This window comes from Planococcus koreensis, assembly GCF_004761975.1.
GTDB classification, from domain to species: Bacteria; Bacillota; Bacilli; order Bacillales_A; family Planococcaceae; genus Planococcus; species Planococcus koreensis.
This window is the reverse complement of sequence record NZ_RQII01000008.1, coordinates 26,623-40,736: the sequence shown is the minus strand read 5'-3', so window position 1 is coordinate 40,736 and position 14,114 is coordinate 26,623. Positions and strand designations below refer to the sequence as shown.

The 14,114-nt window shown below is 46.5% G+C and carries 12 protein-coding genes; 4 read left to right on the top strand and 8 right to left on the bottom strand.

The window, feature by feature from the left end; genetic code table 11:
- Positions 1-245 precede the first annotated feature (245 nt).
- Complete coding sequence (locus tag EGV91_RS01410) at positions 246-872, top strand: hypothetical protein (protein WP_135500392.1); 627 nt, start codon at positions 246-248, stop codon at positions 870-872.
- A gap of 50 nt (positions 873-922) precedes the next feature.
- On the opposite strand, the gene acsA is transcribed toward EGV91_RS01410, so the two are convergent.
- Positions 923-2,641 carry an acetate--CoA ligase gene (gene acsA / locus EGV91_RS01405; RefSeq protein WP_135500391.1) on the bottom strand — a complete coding sequence of 573 codons (1,719 nt, stop codon included), beginning with the start codon at positions 2,639-2,641 and terminating at the stop codon, positions 923-925.
- A gap of 168 nt (positions 2,642-2,809) precedes the next feature.
- On the opposite strand from acsA, the gene EGV91_RS01400 reads away from it, so the two are divergent.
- From EGV91_RS01400 to EGV91_RS01390, 3 genes are read left to right on the top strand one after another with little or no spacing between them, the layout of a single operon-like run.
- Positions 2,810-3,442 (top strand): GNAT family N-acetyltransferase, encoded by a 633-nt coding sequence (locus EGV91_RS01400; protein WP_135500390.1) that lies wholly within the window; start codon positions 2,810-2,812, stop codon positions 3,440-3,442.
- 22 nt (positions 3,443-3,464) lie between these two features.
- Positions 3,465-4,109, top strand: a complete 645-nt coding sequence (locus EGV91_RS01395) for an acetoin utilization AcuB family protein (protein ID WP_135500389.1) — start codon at positions 3,465-3,467, stop codon at positions 4,107-4,109.
- Positions 4,079-5,257 (top strand): acetoin utilization protein AcuC, encoded by a 1,179-nt coding sequence (locus EGV91_RS01390; protein WP_277751527.1) that lies wholly within the window; start codon positions 4,079-4,081, stop codon positions 5,255-5,257. The genes EGV91_RS01395 and EGV91_RS01390 overlap by 31 nt, the downstream gene beginning before the upstream one ends.
- A gap of 35 nt (positions 5,258-5,292) precedes the next feature.
- On the opposite strand, the gene ccpA is transcribed toward EGV91_RS01390, so the two are convergent.
- The 7 genes from ccpA to EGV91_RS01355 all read right to left on the bottom strand — a co-directional run bounded on the left by ccpA (position 5,293) and on the right by EGV91_RS01355 (position 14,110).
- Entirely contained in the window at positions 5,293-6,291 is a 999-nt protein-coding gene (ccpA, locus tag EGV91_RS01385) for a catabolite control protein A (RefSeq protein ID WP_135500388.1), read from the bottom strand.
- A gap of 347 nt (positions 6,292-6,638) precedes the next feature.
- A complete protein-coding gene (locus EGV91_RS01380) occupies positions 6,639-7,724 on the bottom strand; it encodes a bifunctional 3-deoxy-7-phosphoheptulonate synthase/chorismate mutase (RefSeq protein ID WP_135500387.1) in 1,086 nt (361 codons plus the stop codon).
- A gap of 166 nt (positions 7,725-7,890) precedes the next feature.
- Complete coding sequence (ytxJ, locus tag EGV91_RS01375) at positions 7,891-8,220, bottom strand: bacillithiol system redox-active protein YtxJ (RefSeq protein ID WP_135500386.1); 330 nt, start codon at positions 8,218-8,220, stop codon at positions 7,891-7,893.
- Between the two features lie 16 nt (positions 8,221-8,236).
- Complete coding sequence (locus EGV91_RS01370) at positions 8,237-9,067, bottom strand: YtxH domain-containing protein (protein WP_135500385.1); 831 nt, start codon at positions 9,065-9,067, stop codon at positions 8,237-8,239.
- Between the two features lie 26 nt (positions 9,068-9,093).
- Entirely contained in the window at positions 9,094-9,588 is a 495-nt protein-coding gene (locus EGV91_RS01365) for a DUF948 domain-containing protein (RefSeq protein ID WP_135500384.1), read from the bottom strand.
- A gap of 224 nt (positions 9,589-9,812) precedes the next feature.
- Positions 9,813-11,126 carry a UDP-N-acetylmuramate--L-alanine ligase gene (gene murC / locus EGV91_RS01360; protein WP_135500383.1) on the bottom strand — a complete coding sequence of 438 codons (1,314 nt, stop codon included), beginning with the start codon at positions 11,124-11,126 and terminating at the stop codon, positions 9,813-9,815.
- A 155-nt stretch (positions 11,127-11,281) separates the two neighbouring features.
- Positions 11,282-14,110 carry a DNA translocase FtsK gene (locus EGV91_RS01355; protein ID WP_135500382.1) on the bottom strand — a complete coding sequence of 943 codons (2,829 nt, stop codon included), beginning with the start codon at positions 14,108-14,110 and terminating at the stop codon, positions 11,282-11,284.
- Positions 14,111-14,114 lie beyond the last annotated feature (4 nt).

The window sequence follows — 14,114 nt, the reverse complement described above, 5'->3', positions numbered from 1 at the left end:
TATCGAAGCTGCTGATACACAACGAACGAATGTAACTTAATTCCTAATAAGTTACATTCAAAACTGGTCAAGGCATTAATATTCCCTAAAAGTATCGTCGATATTTCTTGCTTTTCCATTCCTTTTTAAAGCGTCTGTAATTCCATGATTCAAACAGAAGAAACCCTGTTAATGAACCAATAGGGGCTGAATATGTCACAGGACCACCAATCAAAATTGGCGTCAACCAAGCATTTGTAGACCGTATGCTTGCTCCATTCGGAGGAGATGCCGGAAAATTATTCCCTAGCAATTCCAAGTTCTCGAATGTCGTATCCGGCGCTACGCTTGAGCATGACGGTGTAGCACCTGCTGGAGTCGGAGCCAAACTCAGCGGATCCACGATTTCCTGGAGCGATTCACCATCGAATGATATCGTCGGATACCGCATCTATCGCAGCGGCGGATCCACAATAGCTTCTATTTCTGAATCCAAAGGCAACTCTTATAGTCTGCCGGGTCCAGGAAGCTACACAGTCGTAGCGGTAGACATTACTGGTAAACAGTCTTCTCCTTCCAACGCAGTAACGATTGAAGAACCGAAGCCGGAACCGAAAGAAGAACCAAAAGAAGAGCCTAAAGAAGAACCAAAAGAAGAACCTAAAGAAGAACCGAAAGATGAAGAAGTGAAAGAAGAAGAGAAACCAGAAGAAACACCTGAAGAAAAACCAGAGGAACCTGTAGAACCGGAAGAACCTGAAGAGCCGGCTGAACCTGAGCCGGAACCAGAAGAGCCGGAAGAGCCAGAGGAACCGGAAGAACCGGCCGATCCAGAAGCGGAAGCTAAACCCGCTTCTGAACCATCAGATGCAGAAAGCGTCGATGAAGAATAAAAAAAAGAAGCCGCAGCTGAATTTCAGCTGCGGCTTTTTTCTATGCTCGATCAGTCTTCCATTGTGGATAGATCGCCTGTCGGCAAATCGAGTTCCCAAGCTTTCAACACGCGGCGCATGATTTTGCCGCTGCGCGTTTTCGGAAGCTTATCCTTGAATTCAATTTCTTTAGGCGCAGCATGTGCTGCCAAGCCTTTTTTCACGAATTGCTGGATATCCTGGATCAATTCCTCGGAAGGCTCAAAGCCCTCATTCAATGCTACGAACGCTTTGATAACTTCCCCTCTAACAGGATCCGGTTTTCCGATAACGCCCGCTTCGGCTACTGCTGGATGCTCCAGCAGCTTGCTTTCCACTTCAAACGGACCAACTCGTTCTCCAGAAGTCATGATGACATCATCAACGCGTCCCTGGAACCAGAAATAACCATCTTCATCCATATACGCGGAGTCGCCGGATACATACCATTTATCGTTCATGAAATAAGACTCATATTTCGCTGGATTGTTCCAGATCTGTCTCATCATGGACGGCCAGCCTTTTTCAATCGCCAAGTTCCCCATCTGATTCGGCGGCAATTCGTTTCCGCGGTCATCGACGATGGCAACCTTGATGCCAGGAACAGGCTTGCCCATAGATCCCGGTCTGATGTCCATTGAAGGATAATTGCAGATCGTCTGTGCACCGGTTTCCGTCATCCACCATGTATCGTGGATGCGTTTATTGAATACTTGTACACCCCAGCGCACAACTTCCGGATTCAAAGGCTCTCCGACCGACAGCACATGGCGCAGTGTTGAAAGATCATATTCTTTCACCAATGCATCCCCTGCCCCCATCAACATGCGGAAAGCGGTCGGCGCACTATACCATACGGTTACGCCAAAATCTTCAATCGCTTTATACCATGCATCAGGCGAGAAGCGCCCGCCGATTATCACGGTTGTTGTACCCGTCAGCCAAGGAGCGAACACGCCATATGCCGTCCCAGTGACCCACCCTGGATCGGCAGTGCACCAATAAACGTCCTGCTCTTTCAGATCCAATACCCATTTAGCCGTCTGGTATTGCTGCACCATTGCATATTGCGCATGCAGAACCCCTTTTGGCTTGCCTGTAGATCCGGACGTGTAATGCAACACGAGGCCGTCTTCTTTATCCAGCCATTCGATTTCAAAACGGTCCGAACACGTGTGCAGATGCTTTTTAAAGTCTACAATTTTACCATCCTCTTCTACATTCTCCCCGACGAGAAATACAGTTTTCAAATTCGGCAAGCGGTCCAGTGGGATGCGCGGCAATAATTCAGGCGTCGTAATGATCGCTTTTGCTTCACTGTCATCCAGCCTGTCGTAAATTGCACCTTCCATAAAGGCTTCGAACAAAGGGCCGACAATCAATCCCATCTTCAATGCGCCGAACATCGCAAAATACAATTCCGGTGAACGCGGCATGAAGATGAAGAAACGGTCGCCTTTTTCCAAATCGGAATGCGCTTTCAAAAGATTTGCCGCACGGTTCGTCATGCGCTTCATTTCGTAGAACGTATAGGATTCATGGCGCTTCTGGTCTTGATAGTAAAGAGCTACTTTGTTTTTCCGGTCTGACTCAGCATGGCGGTCGATCGTTTCATAAGCCATATTGATCTTCCCTGTTTTGGACCAGCTGAATTCCTTCTCAACATCAGCCCAGTTAAAATCCGATGAAACCTCTTCATAATTATGTAAGTTGTGGTCTCCTTGGACAGCTGCAATAGTTTCGACTTTCATACCCATCATCCTTTCGAATTGATTCTCTTCCATTCTACAACAATCGCTCAATCGATTGCTAATAATTTTAATTTTTTAGAATATTGAACGGACAGTCGAGGAAACTTTACAAAATTTAAGCGGTTTCATGTATAATGGACCTAATTGTACCCTATAGGCGGTGAAATGATGGAACATAAGAAAACTTACAATGCATTAGAGCTGAAAACGAAACACGGTCCAATCATTATTGAAGGACCAATTTCATCAAAAGACTTGAAAGCGCTTGAATTCCATGAAGACTTGGTCGCTTTCCGCCCCCCTGCCCAGCAGCATAAGGCGATTACGGAAATTGCCGATCTGCCGGAGGGCCGCATCCTCATTGCCCGAGACCAAAATATGATTGTCGGCTATGTCACTTTCTTGTATCCGGACCCGCTCGAACGCTGGTCGGAAGGTAAAATGGAAAACTTGATTGAACTCGGCGCTATTGAAGTCATACCGAAATTCCGCGGCACGGGCGTTGGAAAATCCCTGCTTAAAGTGTCTATGATGGATGATGCCTTTGAAGATTTCATCGTCATCACGACCGAGTACTATTGGCATTGGGATTTGAAAGGAACCGGCTTGAACGTCTGGGAATATCGTAAAATCATGGAAAAAATGATGCAGGCTGGCGGTTTGGAATATTATGCGACCGATGACCCTGAAATCAGTTCCCATCCCGCCAATTGCCTTATGGCGAAAATCGGCAGCCGCGTCGATCCGGAATCCGTCCAAAAATTCGATCAGCTCCGTTTCATGAACCGCTACATGTACTAATCCGAATCCAAGGGGTGTTTCTATGTTACTTGAGGAAATTATGAAAACTGATGTACATACCTTAGCTCCCAGCCAAACCGTCCAGGATGTGCTGGACCTTTTTGAGGACAACCGGATCCGCCATGCTCCTGTCGTCGAAGACGGTAAAGTGGTTGGCGTCGTCACTGAGCGCGACTTAAAAGATGCATTGCCATCAAGATTTTCCGTTTCGCCAAAAATCAACGCCTATGAGATGAAAGTTTCTGAAATTATGACAAAAAATCCAATAACCGGACATCCGATGGATTTCGTTGAAGAAACTGCGCTGACTTTTTATGACCAGAAAATCGGCTGTTTGCCAGTTGTCAGCCATGAAAAGCTTGTGGGATTTCTGACTGAAACCGATCTTCTTTACAAGTACATCGAATTGACAGGCGCCCATCAGCCAGGCTCACACATTGAAATACGTGTGCCAAACCGCTCCGGAGTGCTCTATGAAGTGTCAAAAGTGTTCTACAATCATAAAGTCAATGTATTGAGTGTTCTGGTCTACCCCGACAAACAGAATAACGCCAATAAAGTTTTGGTATTCCGTATACAAACCATGAATCCGCTAGCAATTATTGACGACTTACAAAAAGAAGGTTTCGATGTTTTATGGCCAAACACACCACAAATGGACAAATGAAGCACGCAGTATTTATTTATTCGGAGGATCAACTGGGGTATAAATTCTCTGATACCCATCCATTTAATCAGAAAAGGCTGGAGTTGACTGTTGACCTTCTGCAAAAAATGAAGGCGCTTCCAGAAGAGCTGGTCGTCGCCCCTCGCATCGCGACAGACGAAGAACTGCTCCTAGCCCACGACCAGCGTTATATTGACATCGTCAAGCAGGCCAGCATCGGCAAAGTTTCTCCGGAAGCCGGTGAAAGCTACGGCATCGGCACAGAAGACACGCCGATTTTTGCTAATATGCACGAAGCAAGCGCCCGGCTTGTCGGCGGTACTTTGACAGCGGTCGATTGGGTTATGGAAGGCAAAGCGCAGCACGCATTGAATCTTGGCGGCGGTCTGCACCACGGCTTCCGCGGCAAAGCTTCCGGCTTCTGCATCTACAATGACAGCTCTGTCGCAATCAATTACATGAAGAAGAAATACGGGGCACGCGTGCTTTATATCGATACCGACGCGCACCATGGCGATGGCGTGCAATGGAGCTTTTATGACGATCCGGATGTCTGCACCGTGTCGATCCATGAGACCGGGCGCTATCTATTCCCTGGGACTGGCAACATTAACGAACGCGGCAGCGGGCAAGGCTATGGAACATCCTTCAACTTCCCTATCGATGCGTTTACGGAAGACGAATCGTTTCTGGAAATTTACCGGACGGCAATGAGAGAGATTGTGGAATTTTTCAAACCTGACGTCATCTTAAGCCAGAATGGCGCTGACGCCCATTATTTAGACCCTCTAACGCATTTGTACGGAACTATGGACATTTACCGGGAAATCCCGAAAGTGGCTCATGAGCTGGCCCACGAGTTCTGTGAGGGGCGCTGGATTGCTGTAGGCGGCGGCGGTTACGATATTTGGCGCGTCGTTCCGCGTGCATGGTCTTTGTTATGGATGGAAATGAACAATTTTCCAGCTCCAACAGGTCCACTGCCTGCTTCATGGCTGGCAAAATGGCAGCCGGAATCACCGGTCCCTTTGATTGAAGCGTGGGAAGACCCGCAAAAGATGTATGAAGCGATACCACGCAAAGAGGAAATCACGGAAAAAAACCACGAAATGCTCAATAAAGCCCTGTATATGATTAGAAACGCATAAAAGCCTCCAAGCGGAGCTTTTATGCGTTTCTGCGTTTAACCGTTTTTAGTTGATTGGCGCTCTTCAATTCGATACGGCAAAATAACTTGTTTTTCTTCAATTTCTTCTTTGTTCATGTATTTCGTCAGCAGCCTCATTGAAACTGCTCCGATGTCATAAAGCGGAAGTGCGATTGACGTCAGCATCGGCCTTGCCATGCGCGCCAATTTCGAGTTTTCGTAGCTGATGATTTCTACATCGTCCGGAATCTTCTTGCCATTCGCTTCAACAGCGTGGATGACACCGATGGACATTTCATCATTGCTGACAAAATAGGCAGTCGGATCGCTTTCTTTCAACGTTTCCACGGCTTCGATTGCCTCATCGTAAGAATTATCGCATTCGACGATCAGTTTCTCATCGTAATCCATGCCTGCATCTTTTAAAGCGGTTTGGTAAGCTTTCAATTTATAATCTTTGTTCACTTTAGATGTCAGCGGTCCAGATATGAACGCTATACGTTTATGGCCATTATCAATCAATTTTTTCACAGCTTCATATGCTGCCCCATAATAATCGATATTTACAGAAGCAATGCTCGCCGATTCATCAATCGAACCTGCCAATACGATTGGCGTTGGGGAACGCTCCATTTCAAAAAGAAGTTCACTTGAAATCACATCGCTCATGAAAACAATGCCATCCACTTGTTTGCCAAGCATCGTCTCAAGCAATTGAAGTTCTTTGTTCTGGTTTTGATCCGAGTTCGACAAGATGATGTTGTATCGGTACATTGTTGCTATGTCTTCAATTCCACGGGCAAGTTCGGCATACATGCTATTAGAGATATCCGGAATGATGACACCGACCGTGGTGGTTTTTTTGCTGGCCAGCCCTCTTGCTACTGCGTTCGGGCGGTATCCAAGCTCTTCAATCACTTTTAATACTTTCTTCCTTGTAGCAGGTTTCACATTCTGATTGCCATTGACTACACGCGAAACGGTAGCCATGGATACATTTGCTTCCCTTGCTACATCATATATTGTAACGGTCACGGTGCGCCCTCCTTCCCTTATATCTTTTATCATACGATAAAAAGTTTCCTATTTTCAACTATATAAGTAGAACTTATCATTTTCATGTGTCGATATTCCGCCTAGACGACCAATGCGGCTAATAAAAGCTATGAGATGAGTGTTCTTCTTGGCTCATAGCGAGAGCCAAGGAGTGCCAAATACTTTTGGCAACTTCTTTGCGACGAGCTTGCGCAGGAGCAATCGTCTTTGCCCTTCCCAAAGCGTCCGGAGCGGCTTAAAAGCGTTAACTTCTTTAGTTCAAGGTATGTATTTTTTTCAATTCACATAAAAAAGAAAAAGCCGGGTAGCTACCCGGCTCTTCGGATTTACATTTTGAACTCGTATTGCTTCATGAACTTCATCAAAGCATCGTAGTAATCATCGAATTGGTTCAAATCCATCTGCTGGGCAGCATCGGATAATGCGACCGCTGGGTCTGGATGAACTTCAGCCATAACTCCATCAGCACCGATTGCAATTGCAGCTTTTGCTGCAGGAAGCAACAAGTCGCGGCGCCCTGTGGAATGCGTGACATCTACGAATACTGGAAGATGCGTTTCTTGTTTAAGGATTGGCACTGCTGAAATATCGAGCGTGTTGCGCGTCGCTTTTTCGTACGTGCGAATTCCGCGTTCACAAAGAATGATTTGGCTATTCCCTGAAGCGATGATGTATTCAGCAGCGTTGATGAATTCATCGACAGTTGCAGACATTCCGCGTTTCAGCAATACAGGCTTGTTGATCTGCCCAACCGCTTTCAACAATTCGAAGTTCTGCATATTCCGTGCGCCGACTTGGACAACATCAACGAATGGCAATGCTTCTTCCAAGTGATGCGGCGTAACGATTTCTGAAACGACCGCAAGTTTGTATTGGTCTGCGGCTGCTTTCAGCATTTTCAACCCTTCAAGGCCAAGGCCCTGGAAATCATATGGGGATGTACGCGGCTTGTACGCACCGCCACGGATCAACTTAAGCCCTTTAGCGCCAATCGCTTCAGCGACTTTTGAAACCTGATCCTGGGATTCTACTGCGCAAGGACCGAAGATGAACGATGGGGTGCCGTCGCCGATGCTTTCACCGTTGATTGTGATGATCGTATCTTCGGCTTTTTTCTTGCGTGAAACAAGAAGTGCTTTGCGGTGGTCTTCTTCCTGCATATCAAGTGCAGATTTGAAAATCTCCTTGAATATATGGTCAACCGTCTTCTGGTCTAGTGGTCCGTTATTATTTTCTTTCAATAAGTTCAGCATATGGCGTTCACGCAATGGGTCGTAACGATTTACACCCTGCTTTTCTTTGATCTTACCAATTTCCTGGATTACTGTTGCGCGTTCGTTAATAAGTGTGAGGATCTCGAGGTTTACGGCATCCACTTTTTCTCTTAGCTGTTCTAAATCTAAATGGCTCATTCTTTACTGCTCCCTTCGCGTATCATCATGTTGGTGACTTATCTTAACATGTTTAGACTATTATAAGCAAAGTATTCGGTAAAGTCACGCATTATATTTTAGCGATTCAACGCGCTAAAGTATTTTGAATAAAAAAAGCCGGAGCCTCAAGGCTCCGGCATCTTTTTTAAGCGATAAATTCCTGCATCGCTTTGCTGGTGATTCTGCCATGCGACGCATTCCAATCAACTTTCTGATTAGCAAAGTGAAAGGCTTGCGGAGAAGCATGTTTAACTTCTGTCAACGATTCAATGTTTTTGGAAAGCTCACGGTCTTCCTGAACCACTAAGTATAAAAACAGCTGGTTCGGGTGCAGAGAGCAATACTCATTGTATTCGTTCCACGCGGAAGCCGATACCGGGCATGTGCTGCTGTGCTTCAGCAGCCAGTAATGCTCGGTGTGGGCAGTGGCATTTTTTAAATCGTCTAAATCATGTACACGTACTAAATTTTCCATTTAATCCGCTCCCAGATCATTTCGATGATTTATTGTTGTTGCTGTTGCTGTTGTTGCTGTTGTTCTTGTTTGTGCTGCTGCCTGAATTATTGTTCGAGCTGTTTTTATTCGAGCTGCTGCCGGCGCTGCCAGAAGTGCTGGAATTTGATGTGTTTTTGTTCGAGTTGTTCGAGTTATTAGAACTTGTCGAAGCATTAGTTGTTTTGTTGCTTGTGTTGCTTGTGTTGCTTGTGTTGCTAGTATTTGCAGATTTCTTCTCTTCTTTAACTTCTTCTACTGCTTCTTTCAAAGCGTTTGCAGTTGAAGTGAAGGCTTCGTGTCCAGCTGTTTCAGTTTGGCCGATCGAGTTTTGTACAGTGTCTAGCATTTCAATCGTCTCTTCGCCTTCAGATGACGCTGTGCCATCGTCCATAGGAGATTGGCCGGATTTCATGCCTTTTACTTTATCAACCACTTTAGTCGACTGTTCTTTTACTTGTTGCGTCAATCCGCTTGATTTCTCTTTAGCAGTATCTGTATAGCCTGAAGTTTTTTCTTTCAACGTGCTAGCTTGAGTATTCAAGTCCGTGCGCAATTCTTTGCCGGATTTCGGTGCTAGCATCAATGCAGCTGCAGCTCCGATGATTCCGCCTACGATTGCCCCTAATAGGAAGCCTGATGAACCTGACTCATCTTCGTAATCATAAAGATCATCGTAACGGTTGCCCATGCCATATGATTGTGGCACGAAAGCGCTTTGCTGGCCATTGTAATCGTTTTGTGCGTAATAGTTCTGGTTCTTGTATTCAGATTCATTGTAATTTGGTTTCTGGTAATTATTATTATTGTTATTGTTATTGTTTGTCATATTAAATTCCTCCATTTGGTTTAAGTTTATAGCGTTTGGTCGTTATGCGGCAATTGTTTTTGCCCTGGTACTGGAGCGTAAGACTGTGAAGCGCGTGCTTCATAGATTTTGCGCTCTTTCCATTTGTCGCGGATGCCCATTGCAACATTTCCCCATTGGACAACCTGAGCGATTTTATCTTCGTTTTGTTCCACATGAGTAGAAACAGTCGAAGTGATGCGGCGGACAGATGAGTTCAAATCAGTTACGGAATTTCCGACACCTCTGACTGCGTCCACCACTGTATTAAGTTTTTCTGATTTCACTTGGATATCCTCTGCCAACTCATTTGTTTTATGCAAAAGGTTCGTCGTTTCCAAGGTCACACCCTGTAATTGGTTTTCAAGTCCTGAAACAGTTCCTGAAACTTCTTTAAGTGTGTTTTTCAACGAGTTTAATGTCATAGCCAACGCTACGCATAAAACTAAAAATCCGACAGCAGCAACGATAGCCGCTATGTAAAGCAATATTTTCCAATCCATGCTGTTTCCTCCTTTTTGAATACTGGTATATCTCTTTTGTACCCCACCATCAATTGGTGTAAACACTGGCACTTTAGATTTATTCCACTTATACACCTGTTAATCCTGCTTAAAATCAATTGTTAGTCTATTCAAAATTCGGTTTATGATTGGCTTTAACAAAAAAAGGCCACAGACGCTTCCGGATTTCCGGTTGCGCCTGTGGCCTTTTGCTTGAGTTGCTATTAAACCGTTTCTTCGGTTTTAATGAGGTTTTCAAAAGCTTTCTGGAATTTCGTAACGTCTCCAGCACCCATGAACAAATAAACCGCATTTTCATGCTGCAGCAATGGCGTAACATCATCAGATTGCAGGATGCGGCTCCCTTCAATCTTCTCTTCAAGATCGTGGATTGTCAGAACGCCAGCTTCTTCACGTGCAGATCCAAAAATATCGCAAAGATACACTTGGTCAGCTCCGCTTAAGCTGTCCGCAAATTCCTGAAGGAACGTTTGCGTACGTGTAAATGTATGCGGCTGAAAGATAGCCACAATTTCACGCTCAGGAAACTTCTGGCGTGCGGATTGAAGCGTCGCGCGTATTTCTGTCGGGTGGTGTGCATAATCATCAATCAAAATACGCCCATCAAGTTCGGTTTGAGTGAAACGGCGTTTGACGCCTTCAAAGTCCGAAAATTGCTGCTGAATGATGTCAGCAGGAATGTTTTCATAATGGCAAAGTGAAATAACAGCCAGCGCGTTCATGATGGCGTGGTCGCCGAACATTGGAATCATGAACGTATGGAAGAATTCATTGCGGATCATGACGTCGAACGTCGTGCCTTCAGTCGTTTTCACAACGTTGCGGGCCTGGAAATCGTTTTCTTCGCCGAAACCATAATACACCACCGGAACCGGTGCCTGAATACGCTGAAGGTATTCATCGTCGCCGCAGGCAATGATGCATTTCTTGACTTGCTGCGCCATCTCTTCAAACGCATTAAACACATCGTCGATTCCCGCAAAATAATCAGGATGGTCGAAATCGATATTGGTCATGATTGCATAGTCCGGATGATAAGCCAGGAAATGGCGTCGATATTCACACGCCTCCGCAACGAAGAAATGTGAATTCTCCTTGCCGAATCCCGTGCCGTCGCCGATCAAGTAAGAAACTGGTTTAAAACCGTCAAGCACATGCGCCATCAAACCCGTCGTAGAAGTCTTGCCATGGGCACCTGTAATGGCAACCGAAACATACTGTTTCATCAAGTCTCCAAGAAACTCGTGGTAACGGATGATCGTCGCCCCAAGTTCACGCGCTTTGACAAGTTCCGGGTGGTTGTCGTTGAACGCGTTGCCAGCGATAATTGTCATATCCGCCGATATATTGTCAGCTTCAAAAGGCAGAATGGTGATGCCTCTTTCACGAAGACGGTCTTCTGTAAAGAAATACTGTTCGATATCGGAACCTTGCACTGTCTTGCCCATATCATGCATTATCTGCGCGAGCGGACTCATGCCGGATCCTTTGATGCCGGTAAAATGTAACACTGTCATAAATGAACCTCCTGTGGAAGTTGAAAAGAGTCTATAGAAATCGCCGAGCGAAATTCATAGCTAGTCAACAAAACATAATCACTCGATTATATCACTTTTAAAACATTATCGATATACCCGATATTTCCTGTCCTTAAAGAATTTTTGGGCATATCTTACTGAAAGACGTTTTCGATATCATCTTCCGTTATCAATACCGCTCGTGCCTTACTGCCATTCTGTTCGGAAATAAAGCCGTGCTGCTCGATCAAATCCATGAGCCTCGCTGCACGGTTATAGCCGATATGGAACTTGCGCTGCAGCAACGATGTCGAAGCACTGCCTTGGGACATGATGAACCGGCAAGCCTCTTCGAATAAATCATCTTGCACTCCTGACACACCGCTCCGTTTGATGAGTTCTTCTTCATTGAAGAAATACTCCGGCTCGCCTTGCGCACGGACATGGGCGATTACGTCTTCGATCTCATTGTCTGTGACGAACGTTCCTTGGATCCGCACAGGTGCAGACATGCCGTTTCCGAGATACAGCATATCCCCTCTTCCGAGCAGCCGCTCCGCTCCTTGCGAATCCAGGATGGTGCGGCTGTCCACTTGGGAGGATACGGAAAACGCGATGCGCGTCGGGATATTCGACTTGATGAGGCCCGTAATCACATCTACCGACGGACGCTGTGTCGCAATGACCAAATGGATTCCGCAAGCCCGCGCTTTTTGCGCAATGCGGCAAATGGCGTCTTCTACATCGGATGGCGACATCATCATCAAATCTGCCAGCTCATCGATGACAATCAGAATATAAGGGAGATGCTGGGCATGATTCCCTTTTTCTTTTACTAATTTATTGTAGCGGCTCAAATCGCGGACGCCGGAATGCGCGAATAATTGATAACGGCGCTCCATTTCTTCGACTGCCCATTTCAAGGAAGCTGTCGCCGCTTTGACATCGGTAATGACCGGGCTGACAAGATGCGGAATGTGGTTGTATGGCGCAAGTTCAACCATTTTCGGATCAATGAGCAGCATTTTCAGATCGCGCGGTGATGATTTATAAAGAAGGCTCACCAATATTGAATTGATGCAGACACTCTTGCCGGAACCTGTCGCGCCAGCAATCAAGCCATGCGGCATTTTGCGCAAATCCAGCGTCACCGGCTTTCCAGTCAAATCGAGGCCGAGCGCGGCTTCAAGCGGCGAATCCGATTCTTGGAACACGCGGCTTTCGATCACTTCGGATATACGGACTGCACGGGAAGTGCGGTTCGGGATCTCGATGCCGATCGAGCTTTTTCCGGGTATCGGAGCTTGGATCCGGATGTCTTTGGCTGCCAGGGCCAGTTTCAGATCGTCCGCCAGATTGCGGATTTTGCTGACTTTCACTCCTTGGGCAACGGTCACTTCAAACTGGGTCACAGCCGGTCCCTGCACGATGCTGAGAATGGATGCCTGGATCTGGAAGTGGGACAACGCTTCAATAAGGCGCTCTCCCTGCTCTTCCATCCACGCTTCATCTATCAAATCGTTTTCAGGTGCACGCAAAAAGTCGCTTCTCGGATGCTCATAGACAATCGGCTGTTCCGGTTCCGTTACTGGTTCCGGTGCCTGCTCATTAACTTTTAATGGTTCTTGTAACGGTTCTTGCTTTTTCTCAGCAAACTCAGACATCATCTGCTTTTCCACGAGTGTTTTCTGGACAGGCTCATTTGCCGGTTTTTCCTTTTCAACTGGAGCAGCGGGAACACCGGTTGCGGCCGGCTTCGTTTTTTTCAAACGATCTTTATCGGATTTCAACATCAGCACATTGAATGGCACGATTTTTTCACGCTTTTTCTCCGGTTGGCGGATTTCTTCGGCTTTAACCGCCTCTTCCAAAGCGCCATTATGTACCTTTTGTTCTACAGTTTCGAGCTCATCAATTTCTATTGGTTCTTTGCTTTGTTCCAGATCTTTGGCTGCTGCTGGTTCTTCGATAAGCACAGGTTCTCCTATCTCTATTGGTTCTTCGCTTTGTTCCAGTTCTTTGACTTCTGCCGGTTCGTCGATATGCACTGGCTCTTCTATCTCTGCTGGTTCTTCGATTGGTTCCGGTTCTTTCACTTCTGCCGGTTCTTCGATATTTACCGGCTCTTCTATCTCTGCCGGCCCTTCGATTGGTTCCGGTTCGTCGTCAAATAACAGAACAGATGCCTTTTGCTTAACCGGCGCTGGCTGTGGTTCATCAAGCTGTTGTTGTGCTGCAATCTCCGCCTGTTGAGGTTCTGCCAACATATCTTTTTCCGTGGCTGGCAGCTTCTCTTCAACAATCGCCTCTTTTTTAATTGAAGGCAATTGGTTATGGAACCCTTGCAGTTTCAACGCTTCCTTAGCCGAAGCCAAAGAGCTCAAATTCGGCTGTTCATTGCGCTGCTGTTCTTTTTTCTCGAGCAAATTCATGATCGGCTCGGGGCGCGACTCGTTATAGCCATGGATTGGAGACGGCACCCGGCTCGGTTCAAACGGCCGTGTACTTTTGCTTTGCGGCTCGTATGCACGGGTTGCCGGGCGCTTCGTAGCTGGAACCTCCCGTACTTTGGTCTTCGGCTGGCTGTTTTGGCTCGGCCTTGGCAAAGTTTTCGGTTCTGCCGCACGCGGAACTCTAGGAGCCGGTTTTTCATACACACGAACTTCCCGTGGCTCACGCCGTTCCCGCGGCTCGCGCACCGGCGGGCTATGGTATGCTTCGCCTACTTGCGGTGCCGGTGGTCCAAAACCTCTCGCTTTGTTCAAAGCAGGGCTTGATGGACGGCGTTTAGGCACGGGCTGCTCCGCTGCAGGGTCTATTTCTTTGAAACGGTCTTTTTCGTTATCTGAAATAACTGGAAAGCGGAACGGCGCCTTTTTCGGCCGCTCAGTTACGGGCTTGTCTTGTTTAAGGACGTTTTCCGCAGTTTCCTCTTCCTCGGCTTCAGTGAATAAACGATTCCAGATATTTTTAACCCAACTCATAACG

Coding starts and splice junctions, on each gene's coding strand:
- EGV91_RS01365 (WP_135500384.1), bottom strand. CDS start 9,588: ATGGATTGGAAAATATTGCTTTACATAGCGGCTATCGTTGCTGCTGTC.
- ytxJ (WP_135500386.1), bottom strand. CDS start 8,220: ATGGAAAATTTAGTACGTGTACATGATTTAGACGATTTAAAAAATGCC.
- EGV91_RS01410 (WP_135500392.1), top strand. CDS start 246: ATGCTTGCTCCATTCGGAGGAGATGCCGGAAAATTATTCCCTAGCAAT.
- murC (WP_135500383.1), bottom strand. CDS start 11,126: ATGACAGTGTTACATTTTACCGGCATCAAAGGATCCGGCATGAGTCCG.
- EGV91_RS01390 (WP_277751527.1), top strand. CDS start 4,079: ATGGCCAAACACACCACAAATGGACAAATGAAGCACGCAGTATTTATT.
- EGV91_RS01400 (WP_135500390.1), top strand. CDS start 2,810: ATGGAACATAAGAAAACTTACAATGCATTAGAGCTGAAAACGAAACAC.
- acsA (WP_135500391.1), bottom strand. CDS start 2,641: ATGAAAGTCGAAACTATTGCAGCTGTCCAAGGAGACCACAACTTACAT.
- EGV91_RS01370 (WP_135500385.1), bottom strand. CDS start 9,067: ATGACAAACAATAACAATAACAATAATAATAATTACCAGAAACCAAAT.
- EGV91_RS01395 (WP_135500389.1), top strand. CDS start 3,465: ATGTTACTTGAGGAAATTATGAAAACTGATGTACATACCTTAGCTCCC.
- EGV91_RS01380 (WP_135500387.1), bottom strand. CDS start 7,724: ATGAGCCATTTAGATTTAGAACAGCTAAGAGAAAAAGTGGATGCCGTA.
- EGV91_RS01355 (WP_135500382.1), bottom strand. CDS start 14,110: ATGAGTTGGGTTAAAAATATCTGGAATCGTTTATTCACTGAAGCCGAG.